The organism is Niallia endozanthoxylica, from assembly GCF_008710145.1.
GTDB classification, from domain to species: Bacteria; Bacillota; Bacilli; order Bacillales; family Cytobacillaceae; genus Bacillus_BD; species Bacillus_BD endozanthoxylica.
Map to the genome: position 1 here is coordinate 40,583 of NZ_VYKL01000045.1, position 24,085 is coordinate 64,667.

The 24,085-nt window shown below is 37.8% G+C and carries 24 protein-coding genes and 1 riboswitch; of the genes, 11 read left to right on the plus strand and 13 right to left on the minus strand.

Features of this window, described 5'->3' with window-relative positions; translation table 11 throughout:
• Positions 1–495: 495 nt before the first annotated feature.
• Positions 496–1,662 (minus strand): pyridoxal phosphate-dependent aminotransferase, encoded by a 1,167-nt coding sequence (locus F4V44_RS23465; protein ID WP_150442435.1) that lies wholly within the window; start codon positions 1,660–1,662, stop codon positions 496–498.
• Positions 1,663–1,927: 265 nt separating this feature from the next.
• On the opposite strand from F4V44_RS23465, the gene F4V44_RS23470 reads away from it, so the two are divergent.
• The 5 genes from F4V44_RS23470 (at position 1,928) to F4V44_RS23490 (ending at position 6,832) form a co-directional block, all read left to right on the plus strand.
• The gene (locus tag F4V44_RS23470; RefSeq protein WP_150442436.1) at positions 1,928–2,707 is read left to right on the plus strand and encodes a carbon-nitrogen family hydrolase; all 780 of its coding nucleotides are present in this window, start codon (positions 1,928–1,930) and stop codon (positions 2,705–2,707) included.
• A gap of 106 nt (positions 2,708–2,813) precedes the next feature.
• Positions 2,814–2,917, plus strand: a riboswitch (SAM riboswitch).
• Positions 2,918–3,069: 152 nt separating this feature from the next.
• Positions 3,070–4,083: a methionine ABC transporter ATP-binding protein gene (locus F4V44_RS23475; protein WP_150442437.1), complete on the plus strand. Its 1,014-nt coding sequence runs from the start codon at positions 3,070–3,072 to the stop codon at positions 4,081–4,083.
• Positions 4,073–4,744 (plus strand): methionine ABC transporter permease, encoded by a 672-nt coding sequence (locus tag F4V44_RS23480; RefSeq protein WP_150442438.1) that lies wholly within the window; start codon positions 4,073–4,075, stop codon positions 4,742–4,744. Before F4V44_RS23475 ends, F4V44_RS23480 begins: the two co-directional genes overlap by 11 nt.
• A gap of 23 nt (positions 4,745–4,767) precedes the next feature.
• Positions 4,768–5,607 carry a MetQ/NlpA family ABC transporter substrate-binding protein gene (locus tag F4V44_RS23485; protein ID WP_150442439.1) on the plus strand — a complete coding sequence of 280 codons (840 nt, stop codon included), beginning with the start codon at positions 4,768–4,770 and terminating at the stop codon, positions 5,605–5,607.
• 130 nt (positions 5,608–5,737) lie between these two features.
• On the plus strand, positions 5,738–6,832 hold the full coding sequence (locus F4V44_RS23490) for an iron-containing alcohol dehydrogenase family protein (RefSeq protein WP_150442440.1): 1,095 nt from the start codon (positions 5,738–5,740) through the stop codon (positions 6,830–6,832).
• Between the two features lie 59 nt (positions 6,833–6,891).
• Here the strand turns inward: F4V44_RS23490 and F4V44_RS23495 are convergent, their stop codons facing one another.
• Genes F4V44_RS23495 through F4V44_RS23505 form a run of 3 tightly spaced genes read right to left on the minus strand, consistent with a single transcriptional unit; the run spans position 6,892 to position 8,809 of the window.
• On the minus strand, positions 6,892–7,311 hold the full coding sequence (locus tag F4V44_RS23495) for a DoxX family protein (RefSeq protein WP_150442441.1): 420 nt from the start codon (positions 7,309–7,311) through the stop codon (positions 6,892–6,894).
• A 53-nt stretch (positions 7,312–7,364) separates the two neighbouring features.
• Positions 7,365–8,147: a dioxygenase family protein gene (locus F4V44_RS23500; RefSeq protein ID WP_150442442.1), complete on the minus strand. Its 783-nt coding sequence runs from the start codon at positions 8,145–8,147 to the stop codon at positions 7,365–7,367.
• Positions 8,147–8,809 (minus strand): alpha/beta hydrolase, encoded by a 663-nt coding sequence (locus tag F4V44_RS23505; protein ID WP_150442443.1) that lies wholly within the window; start codon positions 8,807–8,809, stop codon positions 8,147–8,149. Before F4V44_RS23505 ends, F4V44_RS23500 begins: the two co-directional genes overlap by 1 nt.
• Positions 8,810–8,951: 142 nt before the next feature.
• Here F4V44_RS23505 and F4V44_RS23510 point away from each other — a divergent pair, with 142 nt between their 5' ends.
• Positions 8,952–9,491, plus strand: coding sequence for a helix-turn-helix domain-containing protein (locus F4V44_RS23510; protein ID WP_150442444.1), 540 nt, complete (start codon positions 8,952–8,954; stop codon positions 9,489–9,491).
• Between the two features lie 51 nt (positions 9,492–9,542).
• On the opposite strand, the gene F4V44_RS23515 is transcribed toward F4V44_RS23510, so the two are convergent.
• Positions 9,543–10,187 (minus strand): alpha/beta hydrolase, encoded by a 645-nt coding sequence (locus F4V44_RS23515; RefSeq protein WP_150442445.1) that lies wholly within the window; start codon positions 10,185–10,187, stop codon positions 9,543–9,545.
• A 426-nt stretch (positions 10,188–10,613) separates the two neighbouring features.
• On the opposite strand from F4V44_RS23515, the gene F4V44_RS23520 reads away from it, so the two are divergent.
• On the plus strand, positions 10,614–11,348 hold the full coding sequence (locus tag F4V44_RS23520) for an alpha/beta fold hydrolase (RefSeq protein WP_150442446.1): 735 nt from the start codon (positions 10,614–10,616) through the stop codon (positions 11,346–11,348).
• Between the two features lie 63 nt (positions 11,349–11,411).
• On the opposite strand, the gene phaC is transcribed toward F4V44_RS23520, so the two are convergent.
• The 3 genes from phaC to F4V44_RS23535 form a co-directional block, all read right to left on the minus strand.
• Complete coding sequence (gene phaC / locus F4V44_RS23525; protein ID WP_191090826.1) at positions 11,412–12,458, minus strand: class III poly(R)-hydroxyalkanoic acid synthase subunit PhaC; 1,047 nt, start codon at positions 12,456–12,458, stop codon at positions 11,412–11,414.
• A 120-nt stretch (positions 12,459–12,578) separates the two neighbouring features.
• Positions 12,579–13,325, minus strand: coding sequence for an acetoacetyl-CoA reductase (gene phbB, locus F4V44_RS23530; RefSeq protein WP_150442448.1), 747 nt, complete (start codon positions 13,323–13,325; stop codon positions 12,579–12,581).
• Between the two features lie 64 nt (positions 13,326–13,389).
• Positions 13,390–13,875: a polyhydroxyalkanoic acid synthase subunit PhaR gene (locus tag F4V44_RS23535; RefSeq protein ID WP_150442449.1), complete on the minus strand. Its 486-nt coding sequence runs from the start codon at positions 13,873–13,875 to the stop codon at positions 13,390–13,392.
• A 550-nt stretch (positions 13,876–14,425) separates the two neighbouring features.
• Between F4V44_RS23535 and phaQ the strand changes: the two genes are divergently transcribed.
• From phaQ to fabG, 3 genes are all read left to right on the plus strand, one after another.
• On the plus strand, positions 14,426–14,848 hold the full coding sequence (phaQ, locus tag F4V44_RS23540) for a poly-beta-hydroxybutyrate-responsive repressor (RefSeq protein WP_223882018.1): 423 nt from the start codon (positions 14,426–14,428) through the stop codon (positions 14,846–14,848).
• A gap of 84 nt (positions 14,849–14,932) precedes the next feature.
• Entirely contained in the window at positions 14,933–15,460 is a 528-nt protein-coding gene (locus F4V44_RS23545) for a hypothetical protein (protein ID WP_150442451.1), read from the plus strand.
• 305 nt (positions 15,461–15,765) lie between these two features.
• Complete coding sequence (gene fabG / locus F4V44_RS23550) at positions 15,766–16,500, plus strand: 3-oxoacyl-ACP reductase FabG (protein ID WP_191090827.1); 735 nt, start codon at positions 15,766–15,768, stop codon at positions 16,498–16,500.
• Between the two features lie 60 nt (positions 16,501–16,560).
• On the opposite strand, the gene F4V44_RS23555 is transcribed toward fabG, so the two are convergent.
• Entirely contained in the window at positions 16,561–17,745 is a 1,185-nt protein-coding gene (locus tag F4V44_RS23555) for an acetyl-CoA C-acetyltransferase (protein ID WP_150442453.1), read from the minus strand.
• A gap of 686 nt (positions 17,746–18,431) precedes the next feature.
• Between F4V44_RS23555 and F4V44_RS23560 the strand changes: the two genes are divergently transcribed.
• Positions 18,432–19,880, plus strand: coding sequence for a CapA family protein (locus F4V44_RS23560; RefSeq protein WP_150442454.1), 1,449 nt, complete (start codon positions 18,432–18,434; stop codon positions 19,878–19,880).
• Positions 19,881–19,932: 52 nt separating this feature from the next.
• Here the strand turns inward: F4V44_RS23560 and F4V44_RS23565 are convergent, their stop codons facing one another.
• From F4V44_RS23565 to F4V44_RS23580, 4 genes are all read right to left on the minus strand, one after another.
• Complete coding sequence (locus F4V44_RS23565) at positions 19,933–20,643, minus strand: Crp/Fnr family transcriptional regulator (RefSeq protein ID WP_150442455.1); 711 nt, start codon at positions 20,641–20,643, stop codon at positions 19,933–19,935.
• Positions 20,644–21,102: 459 nt separating this feature from the next.
• Positions 21,103–21,267, minus strand: a complete 165-nt coding sequence (gene rd, locus F4V44_RS23570; RefSeq protein ID WP_150442456.1) for a rubredoxin — start codon at positions 21,265–21,267, stop codon at positions 21,103–21,105.
• Between the two features lie 18 nt (positions 21,268–21,285).
• Positions 21,286–22,512, minus strand: coding sequence for an NAD(P)/FAD-dependent oxidoreductase (locus F4V44_RS23575; RefSeq protein ID WP_150442457.1), 1,227 nt, complete (start codon positions 22,510–22,512; stop codon positions 21,286–21,288).
• A gap of 71 nt (positions 22,513–22,583) precedes the next feature.
• Positions 22,584–23,816, minus strand: coding sequence for an FprA family A-type flavoprotein (locus F4V44_RS23580; protein ID WP_150442458.1), 1,233 nt, complete (start codon positions 23,814–23,816; stop codon positions 22,584–22,586).
• Positions 23,817–24,085 lie beyond the last annotated feature (269 nt).

Consider the following 24,085-nt stretch of genomic DNA (forward strand, 5'->3'; position numbering starts at 1 on the left):
AAATCTATTGGATGATCTAGTTGTGTTCTTTTAGATTACACAAGATTGGCAAGTTTTTCAATAAAGAGAAGCAAAAAGTAATATAAGTGTAAAAAAGCAAACACTTCCGCACACAAGAATACATGTTTACAATACATGTAAACATTGAATACATTTTTGTATACATGTTAATTTACAGGTATGTATATGTATTTGTATACATGTAAACATTATTATAAACTTGCAAACTTTACTTGTAAACAAATGCATACATTTTGTATACTTGTATTCAAAAATAGTAAACCTGCATACAAAACAGTAAATTTGTATGCAAGTTTGTATATTTCGTTTTTTTTTGAAACTCTTTCATTAGCAAAATTTCTTTTAAATTTTTGTCGAAGGTAAAATAAGTGAAAAATTGCAAATTGGAATATAAACCTAAAGAATAAACAAAAAGAACCTGCTGCCTTTTTAAAGCAACAAGCTCTTTGAAATAATACTATCTATTAAAATGATTTACTTAAATAAGTTCAGCTTCTCTATCCTGCTTACAGCTTCTTCTAGACGATTCTCATCAAGTAATAACCCGACCCGAATATAGCCTTCACCAAATTTACCAAAGCCATTGCCAGCAGCAACAGCGACATCTGCCTTGTCCAATAATAAATCAGCAAACTCTTCACTGGTAAAGCCATCTGGAACAGGAAGCCATACAAAGAAAGAGCCTGTTGAAGCCTTCACATTCCACCCTATTTTTTGACAGGCTGCCACAAAAACATCTCTTCGTTTTTCATATCGTTCTACAAGATCAGCAACACATTGCTGATCCTCTGTCAGCGCAGCAACGGCTGCCATCTGAACGGCAGGAAACAAGCTGCAATACAAATGATCCTGAATCAAATTGATGGCTTCAATAATCTCAGCATTTCCAACAGCAAAGCCAACACGCCAGCCTGCCATATTATACGTTTTCGATAACGTGTACATTTCAATGCCAACATCCTTTGCACCTTCAACTTCAAGAAAACTTATCGGTTTTTTACCATCGAAGCCAATTGCACCATAAGCAAAGTCATGTAAAACGGTAATTTCATTTTCTTTTGCAAACCTGACTGTTTCTTCAAAGAAAGCACGATCAGCACTTGCTCCAGTAGGATTGTTAGGATAGTTTAAATACATTAAACGAGCAGCCTCTTTTTGTTCACTAGTCAACATAGAATAATTCGGTAAAAACTTATTTTCCTCTAGCAGCGGAAAGGTATCATACTGTACGTTTCCCAGTACAACGCCAGATAGGTAATCAGGATATCCCGGATCAGGCAGCAGCATGAGCTCATTCTCATTTAAAAGACACATCGGCAATTCGACAAGACCTGTCTTAGTGCCAAATAAAATGGCCACTTCTGTTTCAGGGTCAAGTTGAATACCATATTCCCTTTTATAAAATTCACAAGCAGCTTCCTTTAATTCAGGCAGCCCGCGAAATAATGAGTATTTATGTGTTTGAGGATCCTCAGCAGCCATTTGTAATGCCTTCACAATATGAGATGGTGTTGGCTGATCTGGGTTGCCCTGTCCCAAATTAATAATATCCCTGCCCTCGGCAATTGCCTTATTTACTTTATTCACTAATGTTGAAAAAAATTGAACCGGTAACCTTTTTAATCGATCAGAATAATTCATTCGAAAACTCCTCTTTTATGAAATAGCACCAAGCTGAAAATATAACATTTATTTAATAACTAGTTTTAAATCGATTTATTGCTTTATAATAGCAGTATTGACTCAAGTGAAAAACACAGAAATATTTACAGTTGCCCGAGGAAAGCCAAGTGTCTGGAACAGAATTCAACAACCATCCATAATAAAACCAAATAATAAAATAGATTGCGATTTTATGTAAAATTCTATAATCTTTAAAGTAACTTGTCTAGTGGTGGTGGAAAAAATGAAAATAGCTGTAATACAAATGGATATTGAATTTGGACAGCCCGAAAAGAACTTTACAAAAGTAGAAGCAGCTGTAAAAGAGGCAGCAGAAAACAAGGCTGATATGATCGTATTACCTGAAATGTGGAATACAGGCTACGCTTTAAAACAGCTTGAAACACTGGCAGATCAAAACGGTGAACGCACAAAGGCCCTACTCTCAACTCTTGCAAACCAATATAGGGTAAATATTGTCGGCGGCTCTGTTGCTACTAAAAAACAGGGTGAATTCTATAATACGATGTTTGTTGCCAATCGAACAGGAACGATCGTTTCTGAATACGATAAAGCCCATCTTTTTAAATTAATGGATGAACATGTGTATATGAATGCTGGAAATAATGTAAATACATTTGAATTAGATGATATTACATGCGGTGGTGTCATTTGCTATGACCTGCGCTTCCCAGAATGGATACGTGCACATGTATTAAAGGGAGCCAAGATTATGTTTATCCCTGCACAATGGCCGACACCAAGAATTGATCATTGGCAATTATTATTACAAGCACGTGCGATTGAAAATCAGTGCTTTATTGTTGCTGTAAACCGTGTCGGATCAGACCCGGCTAATACCTTTAATGGTCACTCTATGGTTATTGCTCCCTGGGGTGATGTTCTCATCAGCGGTCATATGGAAGAAGGAATCTATTATACTGATATAGATTTACAGGAAGTCGATAACGTTCGCAGCACTATCCCTATTTTCCAAGATAGAAGAACAGAATTATACAAATAGATTACCCTTTTATTCTAATAGATTTCACTTTTCTAAAAAAATAAATTATATATATATTGACAGACGATTTAAAAATTAGTACTATACTAAACATAACTTAATAAATAACTTATCCAGAGCGACCGAGGGAGAAGGCCCTATGACGTCCGGCAACCCCCATTGGGAAGGTGCCAATTCCTCCAGAATGACTTTCATTCTGAAAGATAAGTCGAAATAATAGACCGTGTTTCGATGCTTCTTTCAATTGAAAGAAGCATTTTTTTTGAAAAAACACATTTCGTAACGAAATGGCAAACGGCTTTCCCTTTAAAACCATCTAAACTAATCGGCTTAATATAATTTAAAACAAAGGAGGGAAACCTATGATTCAAATTCAAAATCTTACAAAGATTTATCAAACTAAAAGTGGCCCAGTAAAAGGTGTAGATAATGTATCTCTTACAATTAATGAAGGAGAGATTTACGGGATTGTAGGTTATTCAGGGGCTGGAAAAAGCTCTCTCCTCCGCTGTATCAACCTATTGGAACGGCCGTCTTCAGGTACCATTACTGTAAATGGAACAGACATTTCCAAGTTAAATAGTGAGAGTTTACGACGAGCTCGTTTAAAAATCGGCATGATTTTTCAGCATTTCCACTTGATCAGTCAAAAAACAGTCTATGAGAATATTGCTTTTTCCTTAAAGGCTGCTAAAACTCCAGCTAATCAAATTAACAAACGAGTGGAAGAGCTGCTAGAAATGGTCGGACTTGCCGACAAGAGAGATGTCTTTCCTTCCCAACTCAGCGGCGGTCAAAAGCAGCGTGTCGGAATCGCACGGGCTCTTGCTAATAACCCTTCTGTCCTGCTGTGTGACGAAGCCACGTCAGCACTGGACCCAACGACAACAAGATCCATTCTAGAGCTATTGAAAAAGATTAATAGAGAATTAAACATCACAATCGTCTTAATTACTCACGAAATGAATGTTGTGAAGGAAATCTGTCATCGTGTGGCCATTATGCAAAAGGGAAAAGTCATTGAAGAAGGTCCTGTCTATGATATATTCTCCAACCCGCAGACAGAGCTGGCCAAAGAATTCATAAAAAGTGTCGTCTCTTTTGATATTCCGGAAGCTATTTTACAAAAGTGCAAGGGCATGATTGTCAAGGTTACCTTTAAAGGCGATGTTGCTGGAGAAAGTGTCATTTCAGATACACTTCAGAAGTATAACGTTAACGGAAACTTTCTTCACGGTTCAATTGAGTACATCGGTGAGGCGCCGCTCGGTATCTTTATTATGGAGCTTAATGGGTCAAAAGAAGAAATTGATAAATCCATTCAATTTATTGAAAGTAGAACTGCACAGGTGGAGGTGATTCAGAATGGCATTTGATTTCAATCATCTCATAGAACTTATCCCAGATATTAATACAGCTTTTCTACAGACCATTTATATGATTGGCATTTCATTGATCATTGCCATCGTGATAGGTCTTCCAATCGGAGTTCTACTATATGTAACAGATAAAGAGCTGTTCTGGGAAAATCGTCTTGTGCAGAATATCTTGGGTTTTATTGTTAATATGGTTCGCTCCATTCCATTTATCATACTGCTAGTTGCGTTAATTCCATTGACAAAGACCTTAGTTGGAACAACCATTGGACCCACAGCAGCAAGTGTTTCCCTATCGGTAGCAGCCATTCCATTTTTTGCCCGGATTGTTGAAACAGCCTTACGGGAAATTGATAAAGGTGTCATTGAGGCAGCCATTGCAGCTGGTGCTACTCCTTGGATGATTATTAAGGATGTGCTCCTCTTAGAAGCAAAGTCAGGCATTATTTCTGGTATTACGCTAACTCTAATCAGTTTAATTGGATTTTCAGCCATGGCCGGAACGGTAGGCGGCGGCGGTATCGGTGATTTAGCCATTCGCTTTGGTTATTACCGCTATGACAATACCATTATGATAGCAACCGTAGTGATTTTAATTGTTTTAGTACAAGTTATTCAATTGCTTGGAGACTTCATCTCTAAGGCAGTAGATAAAAGATAATAAAAAGAAAGAAGGAAAATCCCATGAAAAAGTGGTTTATCGGATTTATTTTACTACTAACAGCAGCCGTCCTCGCAGCTTGCGGCGGCAAGGAAGAAAAGAACGAAGCAGCAGATGCACCTGCCTCAGAATCAAAAGAAGTTAAGTTTGGCGCGACAGCAGGGCCATATAGTGACATGGTATCAACCATCATCAAGCCAGGCTTAGAAGAGAAAGGCTACAAAGTAGAATTAGTTGAGTTCAGTGACTATATCCAGCCAAATAACGCTCTAGATACTGGCGACATTGATGCTAACCTGTTCCAGCATTCCATTTATCTTGAAACCTTTGCAAACCAAAACAACATGGATTTAACAGGATTAATTTCCGTTCCAACTGCACCAATGGGTATTTATTCTAACAACTACAAGTCATTAGATGATGTAAAAGACGGGGCAACAGTGGCTATTCCAAATGATCCAACAAATGCAGCTCGTGCTTTTAACACACTTCAAGATGCAGGCTTAATTACAGTAAGTAAAGATGCGGATCCACTAACTGTTTCTGAAAAGGACATCGCAGAAAACAAGAAAAACCTTAAATTCCAACCAATCGAAGCAGGTCAGCTGCCGCGTGCAGTTGAAAGTGCAGACTTATCAGCCGTTCCCGGCAACTTTGCACTAGCTGCCAACATGAATCTTCTTGATGCCCTTCAGCTAGAAAATATGGATGATAAATATCGTAACGTTGTTGCTGTTAAAACAGCAAATAAGGACTCTCAACTAGCTCAAGACATTAAAGAAGTTGTGGAATCAGAAGCATTCGAAAAAGCGATTGATGAAAATTTCAAAGGCTTTGGAAAACCAACATGGATGACTAAATAATAAGCCTACTGCCTCTATCATTACCCGATAGAGGCGTTTTTTTAAAACAAAACACCTAAGCACAATACCTGAAAAGTAAATCATCAACTAAGTTAAATGGTGCTAATTTTATAAAAAGGGGAATTGCATAATGGAAACAATATATGTACATGGAGCACCAGGAGAATATGTACTCCAAAAAGGGATTTTGAATCAATTAGAAGCTAAATTACTAGAGCGCGGGCTTCACAAGGTACTTATTGTCCACGGCCAAAAATCATGGAAGGCTGCTAGTCCATACTGGCCAACCCTAACAAAGGTCGCGAGTACAGAGTATATTTACAATGGGGAGAATTCCATTACAGAAATCGAGACGGTCGCAAGGCTTGCGGACGAGGGAGGCTTTGAAGCCATTATTGGTGTTGGCGGCGGCAAGATCCTTGACCTCGCGAAATCAGCCGGCCACCTTACACATCAACCGGTTATTTTAATTCCTACCCTTTCATCCAATTGTTCACCCTGGACGCCAGTCAGCGTCATCTATAACGATTATGGTCAATTCATTCGGTTTGATGTCTATCCTGTCTCTGCCTCACTCGTGCTTGTAGAGCCTCGCATTCTCCTGCAAGGACCCGTTGACATGTTTATTGCTGGGATTGCTGATACGCTGGCAAAATGGTATGAAGCAGATGTACAAATCGCAGCCATTGAGAACAAATCGGTTCCATTAGAGATAGGCTATTACAGTGCTAAACAATGCAAAGACGTGTTGCTAAAGCATTCCGAAGGAGCCGTAAATGCAGCAAGGACAGGTATTCTAAACGATGATTTTATTAAAGTGACTGAGGCTATTATTATGCTCGGCGGTATGGTTGGAGGCTTTGGCGATCATTATGGAAGAGTTGCCGGTGCCCACGCGATACATAACGGGCTAACGGTCTTGGAAGAAACCCACCATGCCCTGCATGGAGAAAAGGTGGCTTACGGCATTCTTGTTCAGCTTGTTTTAGAAAATAAGTGGGATGAAATTGATTCTATTTTGCCATTTTACAGAGAGCTGGAGCTGCCATTATCATTAGAAGACCTCGGGGTGCAACAGATAACAGCAGAAAAGATCCAACAAGTTGCTGAAAAAACGGTCGTACCGGAAGAATCCATTCATGTTCTTCCTGGTGAAATGACAGTAGATGCGGTCAGCACCGCTATTAGTGAATTGGAGAATTATATTCACGCAAAGACTCTATAAATAAAAAAGCTTACCGTCGGACACTATGTCCAAAGGTAAGCTTTTTCTGTGTAAAGGAATTATGCGCTTTGAATTACTGTTTCCTTTTTCTTTCCAAATAACTGGTCAACAGCTAACAGCTTGCTGCCATTAATAACAATGAATACTGCCATTGCAAGTAAAGCTAAATCTAATTCGTAACCAGCCCCTTGACCATTACCTAAAAACCCCATCGCTAATTTCACCTTTAAAGTAGCTCCAATCATTAATAGGGCCAATAAGGCAGAAACCACTCTGCTTCCCAAGCCGATGATTAATGCTAGTCCTCCTACTAATTCCACGATGGCCACAGCATATGCTAATCCTCCTGGAAGTCCAATGCTCGCAAACCAGCCAACCGTATTTTCAATCCCGCCTTGGAACTTCACTAAACCGTGGACAAAGAATGTAATCCCCAATACAACTCGTAAAATTAATGCTCCTGCCTCAACATTTTTCATGCTATTTCTCCTCCTGATTTTCCTATTATTTATATTATTTTATATTTAAACGATTAACCAAATTGCCAAACACTATGACTGAGATTTCCATAACGATAGCTGCGGTGAAGAAGTTTTCCCTGCTTCACATCATCTGCGGCACCCATTGCGTAAAAAATAGGAATAAAATGTTCCTTGCCATACGGAGGTACAGCTACAGCAGCATTCGGCGCTAGTGATTCATAGTTAAACAAGGCTTCTGTATCCCAGCTTGTCATATGCTGTTCAATCCACTGGTCAAAGTCTTCTGCCCACTGCTCCGTGCCTTTGCCGTCCATCTCCCACTTCACTGCCCGAAGATTATGCACAGTTCCCCCGCTGCCAACGATCAGGATATCCTGTTCTCGTAGCGCAGACAATGATTTTCCGATTTGATAATGCTCTTCAGGCTTTAAACGCTGATTAACAGACATCGAAATGACCGGTATATCTGCATCAGGGTAAAGCATTCGCAGTACGACCCATGCACCGTGGTCTAAGCCGCGCGTTGAATCCACTTCAAATGGGATTCCATTCTCGGAAAGCAGCGATTTTATTTCCCCGGTAATGTTTTGATTACCCTTTGCCGGATACTTGATTCTATATAAAGCTTCAGGAAAGCCGCCAAAGTCATAGATAGTGTCAAATTCCTCCACATCACTTACCTTTTGAACCATGCTCTCATAATGGGCTGAAAAAAGAACAACAGCTTTAGGCTTTGGCATTGTTTTTCCAAGCTGATTTAAAAACTGTGTGTACTCATTGTTCTCAATCGCAAGTAATGGTGCTCCATGTGCGATAAAAAGTGATGGTATCATTATTCTTTTTCCTCCTTATTACTATCAATTTTCTCTTGTATCCATTGAATAACATCCTGTTGATTCTGTATTGAGACGGTATGAGGCTCATTATAGGAATGGAAGGTTACATCTGCCCTGAGCTTTTTAAAATATTCCTGCGCCTCAATCCCCCATTGGTAAGGCAAAATTTGGTCCATTTCACCATGTGAGATAAACACAGAAAGCTCTTTTACCGATTGGATTTCATAATCCTCCGAAACTATTTTCGGAATATACCCGCTTAGCGCCACAATTCCCTTTATTTTGTTCCCCAACGTCAAAGCAAGTGACATCGAGAGAATGGCCCCCTGACTAAATCCAAGTAAAAACAATTGATTTTTATCTATTGGATACTTGTTTGAAGCATAATCAAGAAAATCCGTAAGCTGCCCAAGCGACTGCTTAAATACCTCTCGATGTGGTTTTCCATATCCTTCGATGGTGAAAAAAGCAAAACCCGGAGGATGGGAAATAGGACCGCGAATACTGAAAATGAAATACTTCTCTTCTAATCCTGCTGTTAGTGGAAACATATTTTGTTCATTGCTTCCTATTCCATGGATTAAAAATAAGGCTGGATATACTTTATTCTCATCAACTGTTTTTGGCTTGAGAAGATCATAGACCATTGGTGCATCCATTTTCCATCATCCCTTCATGGTTGTTGTTTTCAAATATGAATATTTGTTGTTTATAAGATAACAATATCTCCTATAGCTTGTCAATGATTTTTTTGCTAATATAGAATTAAGTTTTCTATTAAGAAACATTCGAGGTGATTACATGGACATAGGTTCAAAGATTCGCGCAATACGAAATAGAAAAAAGATCACCATTGCACAAATGTGCGAAGGCACTGGGCTTTCAAAAGGTTTTGTCAGCAATGTGGAAAACAATAATACATCTCCTTCCATCAGCACTCTGCAAACAATTGCTAGCTTTCTCGAAGTTCCATTGCCTTATTTATTGCTTGAAAAGCAGCAACATATGCGTGTTGTGAAAAAAAGTGAAAGAACGTATTCTACGCATAATAATTTAAAGGTTGAACATATAGGTTCTAAAGATGGACTGCGTATGATGATTATTGAGTTTCCTCCAGGGGCATCAATGGGTGCACCAAATGCTCATGAGGGAAAGGAAATTCATTTAGTATTAGAGGGGAAGGTTGAGGCTCAACAAGGAGAGGAAGTCTCCACTTTAGAAGAAGGAGATTCCTTTAGCTGGAACGCCTGTGTACCACATTTTGTAAAAAATATTGGAGATGACAAGGCTGTTATATTAGTTACGGTCTATTCTGAAACAGACTCGAATGATATTTATTAACCTTATGAAAAAAGCTTACCAATCGGCTGGTAAGCTTTTTTGCATATTTTTTTAACCCTTAAGATCCTTTAGCAGCCAAAGCTTAAAATCCTCCTGATTCTTAAAGGAAACCGTATGCCCTTCTTGATAAGAGTAAAAGGATACAGCTGCATTCATCCCATTGAAATATTCCTGTGCCGCAACACCCCATCGATAGGGCAGAACAGGGTCCTTTTCTCCATGCGAAATAAAGACAGATAGGCCATCCACAGGCTTTCGATCATATTCCTCCAAGACAAATTGCGGGATATAGCCGCTGAGTGCTACAATCCCCTTTATTTTATGTCCCAACGTCAAGGCTAGTGTCATTGACATAACAGCCCCTTGGCTAAATCCAAGAAAATACAAGCCGTTTTCATCTATCGGATACTGTTCTGAAGCATAATCGATAAAGCTTGTAATTAAGCTTACCCCTTCATCAAAACCTTCCCTGTCTGGCTGACCAAACACTTTAAAGGTAAAAAAGGAATAGCCAGGAGACTGCGGAATATGGCCCCTTATGCTAAAAATAAAGAAATTGTCCTCTAATCCACCTACAACATCAAACATATTACGTTCATTGCTGCCTCTTCCATGAATTAAAAATAAGGCTGGATATTTTCTATTTGGAATGATACTTTTTGGTCGTTTTAATTCATAAAACATAGGTGCATTCATTCACTTTCATCCCTTCACATATCAATATATATATCCAACATATTAAATCAACATAGGAATTCTTTTTCTATCATGTACGGATAGTCAACATGGTTCTTCCGCGAGATATTTGACTCATCCGTGTGAAAAGTCCTTTTCACACGCCTTTCAGCGGAGCTGGAAGGTTGCGATATGGTCATGAAAGGGGAGGAGAAAACGAGTTTTCTCCTCCCCTTTCATGACCATATCGCTTAGATGAGTCAAATATCCACTAGTGTATGTCGAAATATTAAAAAGGACATATATATAATCACTTTCAACATATCAAATCAGCAATATAAATATCTATGAAAAGATGAACTGGCTTATTTTTAATAGATTATACGGTTTAAATAATAAATTATCTGACCATACTGCTCCTAACAACTACACAAGGGGCAGTCCAACATGTTAGTATACGATGATATTGGCGACGGAATACCGCTTGTCCTTATCCACGGTCTCGGAAGCAGGAAGGAGGCGTGGAAGCCGCAATATGAGCTCGCAGCAAACTATCGGTTAATTATTCCCGATTTACGAGGACATGGTGAAACAAGCTTAAATGATAATATATCCATTTACAACTTTGCAAAAGATATTGAGAACCTGTTAGACTTCTTGCAAATTCCGTCCGCTTTTATATGCGGCTTATCCTTAGGGGGAATTGTCGCCCAAGAGCTGTATAAACAGCGTCCTGATATCGTAAAGGGCTTAGTGCTTTCTAATACAATATCCTATATTCCTTCTTTGTTAGCCCTTCATACCCTCACAAATGCCTCTAGACAGCTGAAGAGGGACAGGCAAGGGCTAATTGAACAGATAGCAAGAACATCCGTATATGATCAATCCTTTAAAGCGGAGGCAATGGACGCCTTTCAGATACATGATACCTATCTAGCTGCTGCAAGGGCTCCTATTGGAATGAATTATTTTCCTATTCTTCCGACGATAAAAAAGCCCGTTCTGTTAATTGGAAGTACACATGACAGAGTAACTCCATATGCCAATATCTATCTCATGAAGCCCTATATAAGGAACGTGCGCACCGCACTCTTATGGAAAACAGGGCATTTAAGCAATATTGAAAGAAAAGAGTGCTTTAATCAACAGCTTAAAAATTTTATTGAAGCAAACGTTTCGTAAAATCACAAAAAAGTGCCCCACACTTCACGGGACACTTTTTTCAAGAAAGACTTATTATTCTACTTAGTTAGAACGCTCTGCTAACCAGTCACCAATTGTTGGGTAAGTAATTTTGTTTGCTTTACTTCCAAACGTAATAGATGTATGGCCAACTGGAAGATTCTTATATTCTTTATCTTCACTGGAGATAACGTCCATTAGAGCTTCAACCATATGAGGCTGAGCAATAAGGTCGCTTTGACCAGCTAGGTTAAGAACATTAGCTTTAAGGTTTTCAAGGTTAACCTGACGTCCGCGAATAACCATTTCACCTTTAATCAGCTTATTCTTTTGATAGAAGTCTCTAATCCACTGACGGTAAGCTTCACCAGGGAATGGAATACCATCATTCAACCATTTTTGTAAAAGCTTAAAGCTCTTAATGAAACTTTCATTTTCAGCACGGTCCACAAGGCTTACATATGGGCCGTAGAAGTTTGTCATAGGCTTGATTAGCTTATTACCAAAGTCAATCATTTCTGGTGGAATCACGCCAAGTGTTTCAACCACTTTGTCGATATCAAAATAACGCTCATCAAGCATTGCACCATAAAGACCAGTGTCTTCAAAGTCAAATGGGCTAGTCATGAACACGATATTTTTGATTGGCAATTCTGGGTGAAGAGACGCAAATATAGATGTAATTGTACCACCCATGCAGTAGCCAAGCATAGATACTTCATCCGCACCTGAAGTGCGTAATACTTTACGAACTGCACGTGGAAGATAATCCATGATGTAGTCATCCAACTTCATATTGCGATCTTCATAGCCTGGAGTACCCCAGTCTATTAGATATACATCAAACCCTTGGTTAACCAAGTATTCTATTAAGCTTCCACCTTTAGTTAAGTCTAAAATATAAGGCTTATTAATAAGTGCATATACCATTAGTAGTGGAGTTTTGTGTTTTTTCGGTACATCAGATATATAACGATATAATTTCGCTTTATTTTTTGTCCAGATTACTTCTTTAGGTGTTGGACCTACTTCAGGTTCAGCCTCATTTGTTAAAACTTGAGTCGCCCTTTTTACACGGGTATACATTTGTTGGTATTCCTCAGGCAGCATCTCAGTGAACTCTTTCCACTCTTCTCTAATTAGAACGCTAATGGTGACCCACTCCTCACTTGCATTGTTAATTACTTAATCATACTCGATTGAACGAGCGTTCATGCTAATTGCATGAAATTACATGTAAATTCCGCCGTTGATATTTAATTCTTGACCAGTGATATAACCGCCATCTTTACATAAGAAAACAACTCCGCGAGCGATTTCAGAAGGCTCACCTAAACGTTGTTGTGGGATTTTAGCAACTAACTTATCAAGAACTTTCTCAGGAATTGCTTGAACCATTTCTGTTCCGATATATCCTGGGCAAATTGCGTTAACTGTTAGTTTTGTTCTAGCTGTTTCAAGAGCTAAAGACTTAGTGAATCCAAGTAATCCAGCTTTTGCAGCAGCATAGTTTGTTTGCCCGAAACCGCCGAATTGACCGATGATAGAAGAGATATTGATTACACGGCCAGCTTCTGCTTCAGTAAGATGTGGTAATGCAACAGATGTTGTATTGAATACGCTGTTCAAGTTAACATCGATTACTTTTCTCCAATCTTCTTCAGTCATTTTCTTGAAAGTAGTATCACGAGTGATACCAGCGTTGTTAACTAGGATATCTAATTGACCAAATTTCTCAACTGCAGCTTGCACTAATTTTGCAGCATCTTCACTTTTTGAAACGTCAGCTTGTACGGCAATTGCGTCAACGCCTAGTTCTTTAATTTCTGCAACCATTTTGTCAGCTGCTTCGCTGTTGCTGTTATAGTTAATAACGATGTTTGCGCCTTCTTTAGCTAGTTCTAATGCGATTGATGATCCAATTCCTCTGCTTCCGCCTGTTACGATTGCTACTTTGTTTTTTAATTCTACTGTCATGATTGTACACTCCATCTCTTAGTTTGTTTTAGTTTTATGTTTTATGCTATATCCATTGGTTGGATTAGTTTTTAGCTTGTGATTTTACTGGTGCTTTTTCAGCTGCTTTCGCTGGTGCCTTTTCAGTAGCCGCCGCTGCTGGTGCAGTTACCGCTGCTTCTTTTGTTTCCTTTAACAAATCAAGAATTTGATTTAATTTTGTATCTAAATTCTTCATTTCCTTTTTCAGATTAGCCACTTCTTTTTGTAACTCAGGCTGACCTGCTTGATCTTTAGAGTCCTCTAATAATTCTTCTAAGCTATCAACCTTTGCGTCAACATTCACAATCAATGATGAAAGGTTGGCAATATCATTACGTGTCGGAACATTTACTTGTTCTAAATACTGCTCAGTTGTTTCATTCAAGAACTTTTTAAATAAAAGATTCATCTCTAGGATTTGTCCAATTCCTTGGGAAGGGAAGTCTTCTTTTACTTTATCATCTACGTAACTGCTGGATTGATCATAGAGATCTTTCCACATTTCAAATAGATTATAGTCTCTTGACATCTTTTCGCCTCCATAGTTGTTTTTTTATTTACAATTCATAGCCATACTTATCATACTAATTTTCGTAAAATAAAAAAACCCTAATTATTTAAAATTATCTAAATATTTTAGTTGATATTTCGACATTTTTCCCCTTTTTCCCACACAGCTAATTCAATAAATTTATACAGTAAAACCAATAAAAATCAGTGATTTTCCTCCATTGGAAACGTTTCACCAAAAAAACTGACACAATTAAATAATATTGTTGATTTTTGACGTTTTTCGAAGGATAACTATGAAAATTTTGTGGCATTACGTACTTTTCGACATAGAAAAAGGATTGCCAATGCCATAAATATTAGTCTTTTTATAATATACCAGCCTAAAGAAGGAGAACACTAAGATTCTATAAGCTGAAAAAAACCTATCCCAATATATATATAAGAAACGCAATGATGAAATGCTCATTTTTTTAAAATTATCGAAAAATTTTCACTAAATCTAATTGACAATTAAATCATATAGGTGTAAATTACACATAAGGACTTGAACACAGGAGTGATACATTGTGACAACAAATAAGAACGAACCACCTAAAGAAGATAAGATATTCACATCTATGCCAAAAAACTTAATGGTTCCTGCACTTTTGTTAAGTCTCCGAAATATTAATTTACATGGTTATAGACTCATCCAAGAATTAACTCGATTTGGCTTTTCCTCTATAGATCATGGAAATGTATATCGTACATTAAGACAGTTAGAAAAAGATAATATGATAAAGTCTGAATGGGATACATCAACTGGAGGCCCAGCAAAACGCATTTACTCAATCACAGAAGCAGGAGAAGATTATTTAAAGACCTGCTCAGATGCACTTGAACAATATCAATCTATTATTAATCGCTTTTTTTCCATGTACATGGACATGTTCCTTCCAAGCTCTTTATCGGCGTTTAATGATAAAGACAAAAAGGACACTGACAAGTAACACTTTGCAACACAATCTAAACAATGATTCTGCAGTTTTACTGCAATCATAATAAATAACAATTTTTCAGGAGGTTTTACAAAAATGGCACAAGCAACAGCAACTAAAGCTCAAGAAGCAGCTGCACATATCGGTGATTCTTTATTCAACAGTTTTACAAACGGTTTAGATTTGGTTTACACTTCTCGTAAAGAAATCGAAAACCTTTTCCTTCAAGCATTAGAAACTCAAAAAGAAACTTTCTCTAAGCTTTCTGATGATCTTTCTAAAATTGAGGCAGAACAAAAGAAATTTATCGATGAAGTTCGCGAACAAATCAAATTAAACATCCAACGTGTATTTGGACCAACTGCTGGTAAAGCTTACGAGCAATTCAATGCACAATTTGATGAAGTAGCTAATCGCGTACAAGAATTATCTGTAGCTCCTTACAAAGAAGGTTTAAATCTTCTTGTTCAATCTCAAGAGCAATTCCAACAAACAATTGTTAACGGAATTGAGCAACAACAAAAGCTTCGTCAAGACCTTACAGAGCAAGTAAAAGCATCTCAAAAAATCTTTAACGACATCGTTGAAGCAAATTCAAAATTAGCCCTTGGCTTATTTAAATAAGGACAGCGAATTTTCGCTGTTCTTTTTTTTCGAAAAATAGAATAATATAAATTGGCTAATGAAAATTTCACCTATTGCCAAATTGCATTGTCTCGAATCTGATGGATATTTTCCCCATATTAACAGACAGTAAGACTTCCACTTCAAGACTTATAATAATCTATGAAGGTTAATTAGGAGATTAACTGTCTGTAAAGATTTAATTAGTTCAACTAATCATCAGTGGAAAACCCCCACTGATGGAAGTTTCACCTTATCGTCTGCTGTTGATTCTGGAACACATTAGCAAAGAAGAGGTGGTATATTTGAAGTTAACTGAAAAGGTTGCTTTAATTACTGGTGGAGCTCAAGGTATTGGAAAAGAAACAGCCAAAAAATTTCTTCAAGAAGGAGCCAAAGTCGTTATCTGTGATTATGATGAGAAAGCAGGCCTTGCTACCCTTGAAGAGTTCGGTAATGAAAATGCAGACTTTTTTAAAGTTGATGTGTCCAATAGTGCTCAAATTGCAAAAGTGGTCCAGGCGACAGTTGATAAATATGGCAGAATCGATATACTCGTGAACAATGCAGGAATAACAGTTGATGGATTTTTAACGAAAATGGATGAAGCAGCTTGGGAAAAAGTCATTTCTGTCAATCTCTCCGGTGTCTATAAATGTACCAAAGCAGTTGCTCCTGTTATGCTTCAACAAGGCTCAGGTGTGATCCTGAACGCCTCCTCTGTAGTTGGACTATATGGAAATATTGGTCAAACGAACTATGCAGCGACAAAAGCCGGCGTAATCGGGTTAACAAAAAGCTGGGCAAAGGAATTTGGTCCAAAAGGAATCAGGGTTAATGCCGTTGCACCTGGCTTCATTGAAACGGGAATGACCGCTGCTGTACCGCAAAAAGTACTAGATTTCATGAAAGATAAGACGCCGCTAAGGAAGCTGGGAAGACCAGAAGATATTGCAAATGCTTATCTATACTTAGCGTCTGATGATGCCAATTATGTAAACGGAACCATCTTAAGTGTTGATGGCGGCTTAGTTATATAATAGTAAAAGAAAAACGAGGACTCCCTTAGCGGAGCCTCGTTTTTCTTATTTTATTTTAGATTACGCTTTTTCTACGATTGTAGCTACGCCTTGTCCGCCACCAATACAAAGTGTTGCTAAACCAGTCTTTGCATCTCTCTTCTGCATTTCGTGAATTAAAGATACAAGGATTCTCGCACCACTTGCACCGATAGGGTGTCCAAGAGCAATTGCGCCGCCGTTCACATTTAATTTTTCTTTATTGAATTGAAGCTCGCGATCTACAGCGATAGATTGTGCTGCAAATGCTTCATTTGCTTCAACTAAATCGATATCTTCTAATGATAAAGAAGCTTTTTCTAGAGCTTTCTTAACCGCAGGAACAGGTCCGATACCCATGATGCTTGGATCTACACCAGCACTTGCATTTGCTTTTACTGTTACTAAAGGTTTAACACCTAATTCTTCAGCTTTCTTGCGGCTCATTACAACGAACGCTGCAGCACCGTCATTGATACCTGATGCGTTACCAGCTGTTACTGTACCGTCTTTTCTGAATGCTGGACGAAGTTTTCCTAAGCTTTCTGCTGTTGTGTTAAAGCGTGGGAACTCATCTTGGCTGAATACTGTTACTTGGCCTTTACGTCCAGGGATTTCTACAGGGATGATTTCATCTGCAAAACGGTTAGCTTCAATTGCAGCTTGTGCTTTTTGTTGGCTCCATGCAGAGAACTCATCTTGTTCTTCACGTGAAATTTCATATTTATCAGCTAGATTTTCAGCTGTGATACCCATGTGGTAGTCATTCATTGCGCACCATAGACCGTCTTCGATCATAGAGTCAACAACTTTTTGATTTCCCATTTTGAATCCGTTACGAGCACCTTTTAATACATAAGAAGCAGCACTCATGTTTTCCATACCACCAGCAACAACGACTTCAGCATCGCCAGCTAAGATAGCTTGTGTTGCCATGTGAATAGCTTGTAGACCTGATCCACATACTTTATTAATTGTGATAGCAGAAGCTTCTTGTGGAACACCTGCAGCTAATGCAGCTTGTCTTGCTGGGTTTTGTCCAAGACCAGCTTGTAAAACGTTACCCATGATTACATCATCTACTTGCTCAGGATTTACACCTGCTTTTTCAAGAGCGCCTTTTATAACAATTGCTCCAAGTTGAGTTGCAGCAACATTTGTTAAACTTCCTAGAAAAGTACCGATTGGTGTTCTAACTGCACTTACAATAACTACTTCGTTTGTCAATTGAATTTCCTCCCATGTGCTTGTTTTATATTCTGAATATTCATCGTTGTTATAATACTACAAAATTCTATAAAATTAACACCAAATTATTCGACAAATTCTGATTTATATATTATTTCAGAAACCTTATAGATTATTTGGCAAACATATTTTTGATCCTTTAAAAGTGTATAGAATACTAATAAACACCTAATTTATAATCCCAAAATTGTAGTAATAATGGGGAAAAATACTATTTTCTTTACTATATTTAAACTAATTATTAGATTATAAATATAGTAAAATAGCTGTAAAAATACCGCGTTGAATTTGATAAAATTTCGGCGAAAAATGTTGAAAAGTATTTAAATACGATAGCGCTTTCAATTTTAGATCTATCTATTCTGTCAAAATATGCTTGAGATAGTTTGACACTTTTAATTATTGGTATATTATCCTAACCGTTTAATAAAAGGCTATATTAATGAATAATGAATGATGCTGATAGGTCAAATTTTTGACTCATCCGTGAGAAATGGACATTTCTCACGCCTTTCCTAACCATACAATTTTAGATGAGTTAAAAACCAACAATGTTAAAAACCAAGCTCAAGTAAAAAATAACTAGTGATACTGTTTTGAAAGCTTTGTATACTCTTCTTATAAATCTCATTTTTCTAAAATTAATCATTTGAGAGGAGTTAATTATGAAAAGTTACGGTTTACTATCTATTATATTCATGCTTTTTATTCTTACAGGATGTACAGCTAATGAAGCTGCTAACACAGAGGCTATTGATGATGAAGAGAAAACAGCGCAAAGGAAAAGCCTCACGAAGGAAGAAGTGGAAGAACTTTCTTTACAATCGTTACAGATTATTCAAAGGCTGGCTTCATCAGGTGGTGCAAGTGAAGAACAACAAAAGGTCAAAGAACTCATTAATAGATTGAATCAATATAAAGATGAGAATAACAGCTTAAATGATTATAGTAAGAATTTAAAAAACTGTTTGCTCGCACTTATGGACTACAGCGCGGGAAACGCTGATGAAAAAGCGTTAGGCAAAGCCTACCCGGATTACAAGGCTGCAGTAGAGCGTTTAAAACAGGAAGAACCAGGAATTGAGCTAAGCGAGCCTACACAATATGATTGGTTTTATGCAGCAGCCTCCGTTTATGAAAGGGGACGAAAAAAAGATGGTGAAATTACTCTAACCTTTGTCGGCGACAACTCCTTTGGAACTTATCCGGAAACACCTGAACACTTGAAGTTTGATCATGTATTTAAGGCGAATGGCGGTGATAATCACTATGTCTTTAAAAACAGCCTGCCTTGGTTTAACTCAGACGACTTTACAATTATTAATGCTGAAAGTGCCTTTACGAATGAAACAAAGGCTGAAAACAAAATGTGGCGGATAAAAAGCAATCCGGCACATGTCGCTTTTTTACCCGCTAGCGGTGTAGAAGCTGCTAATCTGGCAAACAATCATACAAAGGATTACTTTTTAACCGGTTATGAAGATACTTTGGAGGCCTTTGCTGAAAATAACGTGGCGGTGTTTAACGATGGTATGCCGCTGAAAGAGAAAATTGGCAAGATTGAAACCATCTTCCTTGGCTATGACTGCCGGATGAGCCAGCAGAGTCCTGAGTTTTTAGCCCGAATTGTGGAGGAAGTAAAGACATATAAACGAAAGGATAATTTAGTCATTGTCAATATGCATTGGGGTGTTGAATACCGCGAAACACCTGTCTATTATCAAACACAGTTTGGCAGAAGCATTCTTGATGCCGGTGCAGATATTATTATGGGCGGACATCCACATCGTCTTGAGAGCATCGAGAACTATAACGGAAAATATATTATTTACAGTATGGGGGATTATGCCTTTGGTGCAGACCCAACCTTGCATTCACGTCAGACGGCAATGTTCCGATTACGATTTGCCAAAGAGAATGATACAGTTGTGATGAAAGGGCTAACCATCGTACCAACTTTAGAAAACTCGGACGGCAGCACAAGCGAAAATAACTACCAGCCTCTACCTGTATTCGGCAAAGAAGCTGAGGATATCATCAATGAGTTAATCACAATCAGCTCACCCATTGAAAATGGTGTAACGGAATATGATTATTTTGATCCATTCCTCTAATAACATGAAAAAGAGCAGCCTTCTTGAACTGCTCTTTTTCATGTTATACTCTCTATTCTAAATATGCTCTTAATGCCAACTGATCTTTTACAAAAATCCGCTTTGTGCCCGAGATTGTAATCAATCCCAAGTCTTCAAACTTGCTAAATTTACGGCTGATTGTTTCACGTGTAACACCAACATAGCTGGCGATTTCTTCTCTTGTTATCGGCAAATGAATCATCGTTCCATCCCTCAGCTTAGTGCCGAACTTTTGACAGAACTCTAGAATCATGCTGACAATCCTGACCTCCGGATCCTTCGTTGCCAAGTTTTGCGCTAGGTTCTCTGTATGGGCTAACCGTTTCGTAATAGCCTTTAACAACTTTAACGAAATTTCTGGATTCTCCATCATAATCAAATCCATATCCGACTTTGTTAACTGACAGATTTCTATATCCTCAATAGCAAAAACACTAAAATTATTTACTTCATCATCATTAAAAAGATTTAACTCTCCGAAGAAGTCACCTGTTGTCATGAGATAGAGGATTTGTTCCTTTCCATCAACAGTAAATTTAGATAGTTTAACTTTCCCTTGATGAATAATATATAAAGTATCCGACTTTTCCCCTTCTTGAATCAACATTTGCCCTTTTTGATAGTGGACATGCCGTATCATATTTGCTATTTTGACAAACTCATCATGGGACAATGAGCCGAAAATCGGGACCTTTTTTGTACACGGTTCGTTTTCTACATGATTACATACATGTTCTATCATTACGCATCACCTTTTTTATAGAAATAAGATTATTTTTCCTTAAAATATAAAAATTTTGAAGTTAATAAGGATTTACTATGAATATATCATAGTAATGAAACAATCATTGTGTTTTAAATCACCTTACTATATATATCCGACTTATTAAATCGACATAGGAATTCTTTTTCTATCATGTACGGGTAGTAAATATGGTTCTTCCGCTAGATATTTGACTCATCCGTGTGAAAAGTCCTTTTCACACACCTTTCAGCGGAGCTGAAAGGTTGCGATATGGTCATGAAACAGGAGGAGAAAACGAGTTTTCTCCTCCTGTTTCATGACCATATCGCTTAGATGAATCAAATATCCACTAGTATATGTCGAAATATAAAAAAGGACATATATAACATAACTATGTTGGTTTAGTATAAATAAAAAATGCCGAAAAATGACTTACTTTCTCGGCACTTTTATTTTCTATTCTTCTACCTCTGCAAAATGATCCTTATCTTCGCCGCAAACCGGGCATACCCAGTCTTCTGGTACATCCTCAAAGGCTGTTCCCGGCTCTACATCCTCATCTGGATCTCCAATCGCTGGATTGTAAATATAACCACATGGAATACAAATATATTTCTTCATAATCGATTCTCCTTATTTTTATGCTGAAAGCTGTTGTCTCTTTTTTAATTCATTCATTAATTCACTAACTGTAACACGACTTAATTCGATTCCCTTTAATGACACTTCACTTTCAATGGCTGCTTTATACGGCAATGAAGCTACTACACCTTCAAGAGATATTACACCCACCATTTTGTCATCCTTAATAAATACTCTTGTATATTTTCCTGTTTGATCTTCTTCAATTATCGTTATATCACATTGATTTTCATCCACAAGCCCGATAGAAAATAGTGAAAAATCAAAGGCATTGAAAACAGTACTCGGGATACTCTTTTGATACGTTATAGCAGAGGTTTCTGCCATGTTTTTTCCAGCCACCTTTCCTTGGTCCATAGCTGGATTCCATAGGCCTGCCACCTCGCCATTCCACTCAGCCACATCGCCAGCTGCGTATACATCTTCCACGTTTGTCTGCATACGTTCGTTGACAATAATACCGCGGTTCACTGCAATCTCTGTATTTTTCACTAATTCGACATTTGGAATAACCCCGATTGCATAAATGACACTATCACAGTCAAGCTCATGGTTATCAAATACAATGGCTTCTACTTCCGTTTCTCCTTTTATACTTTCAATAGAGGAACTAACATACACTTGAACGCCTGCTTCTTCTATTTTCTTTTTCAAAATGGATGAAGTCCTCTCATCGAGCTGTCTTGCCATCAAACGTGGTGCTGCTTCAATAATGGATACTTTCTTACCCTGCTTATGAATGGACCATGCTGTCTCCAGTCCTTGAATTCCGCCGCCAATGTTCACTACATGCTGCTTTCCCTCGATAAAGGCCTTGAAATCATCCGCTTCATGCATTTCTCTAATAGTAAAAACGCCTTTTTTGTCTGCTCCATCAATAGCTAGTTTTCTGTTTTGAGAGCCTGTGCAGATAAGCAGTTTATCATAATTGTAGATTTCTCCGCTTGTTGTCAGGATCTCATGCTTATCCATATTAATATTAATGATTGGTGTCTCAACATGAACAAGAATATTTTGATCCTTATACCATTTTTCCTTTTTAATTAAAACCTTTTCACTGTGTAAATCTGAATACAAATCCTTTGATAATTTAATTCGATTATAGGGAAGTGATTTTTCTGCACCAAACACATGGATATGGGCTTCTTTATCTTGATCACGGATAGCCTTAGCTGCATTTACGGCTGCAACTCCGGTTCCAATGATACAATAGTTTTTATTCATTTTTTTCTCACCATCTTTTTAGTTTTCTGCAATCTGAACAGTTAGCTTTGTTTCACGTGAAACATTCCATCTTATATGGCACTTCTTAATAAATCGGCAACAAAACCTGCTGAATGTTCAATCTTAGCTAGCTGTTCACCCTTTGGTGAGAATCTCACGCGGACTGGAAATTCCACATGCGTCATTCCTGTTGTTTTAATTACCTTAGACGTACTTTGTACATCCATATTCGTTTGGTTCAAATAATCTTGAATGACTTCAATCGCTTCTCCGCTCCAGCCATAAGAACCGAAAGCTGCTCCAATTTTACCTTCTAAGTCCATCTCAGGCAGTTCCTTAAGAACCTCCTCCAGATTCCCAATCATATCAGCATATCTTGTTGAGCTTCCGATAAAGACTGCATCGGATTCTTTAATGCTTTCGATAATTTCCGTTTTCTCTGATTTGTCTGCATTAAATACAGTTGCTTGAATCTGGTTTTCTTCAAAGATTCGCTGCAGGTGGTTCGCCATTTTTTTCGTGTTATTTTTAATGGTTGTATAGATAATCGTTACTTTTTTGTCCTGGACCGTATCAGCACTCATTGTTGCGTAAAGATCAATGTATTGCCCGATATTTTCACGTAAAATAAAACCATGGGAAGGAGCAATCATTTGAACATCCAACTCTTCCAGTGCATCAATCAGTGTTCTAACATATCTGCGGTGTGGATGGATAATCGCATTATAATAGCCGACAAAATCATCCTTAATATCAAAGCCTGCTTCATCAGCAAAAATCTTTTCACTGGCCACATGTGTACTAAAAATATCACATGGGAATAGAATCTTATCTTCGACAGTATAGGTAATCATCGTTTCAGCCGTATGCAAGTAAGGAGTTTCTTTAAACTTCAGCGTCTTCCCTCCGATATCCAATGTATCTCCGTCTTTTACAACAAGGAAATGACGACTGTGGAGTTTGTACATTTCTTTTAATTCCTGAACGGCAGGCTCTGTACAGACGATGGTTGCATTTGGCGCTCTCCCCGCTAACGCAGCCATGGCTCCTGAATGGTCAGGCTCTGTATGATTGATGACAATATACTGGATTTCCTGAGGGTTAATTAGTTCACTTAAATATTCAACAAATTCTCTGCCAAACTCTATATCTACTGTATCAATCACAGTTGGCTTTTCTGACTTAATTAGATAGGCATTATAAGTCGTCCCTTTTGCTAAAATTAATCGGTGAAAAGGAACCTCACGATTATCAATTTTCCCTACCCAATAAATATCCTTCGCTAGTTCTACATGATTCATCATCTATTAATAATCCTCCTAAGCTGTAATGAAAGTTGTTATCAACTGCAATCATCTTACATCATTTCCTGTCATGAAAAAGAGGACTCAAATCACATTTTAATAGTAGAAAGTAAAAAAAGGTGTCAGGCACCACAAAAAGACAAAAACATGATTTCGTCCATATGTGGTGCCTGACGCCCTAATTCAATATAAAAAAGAGAAATTCACTGCCATTAAATGAATTTCTCTTTCTCATTAAATATTAAACTCTTTATCTCTATATCTAATCT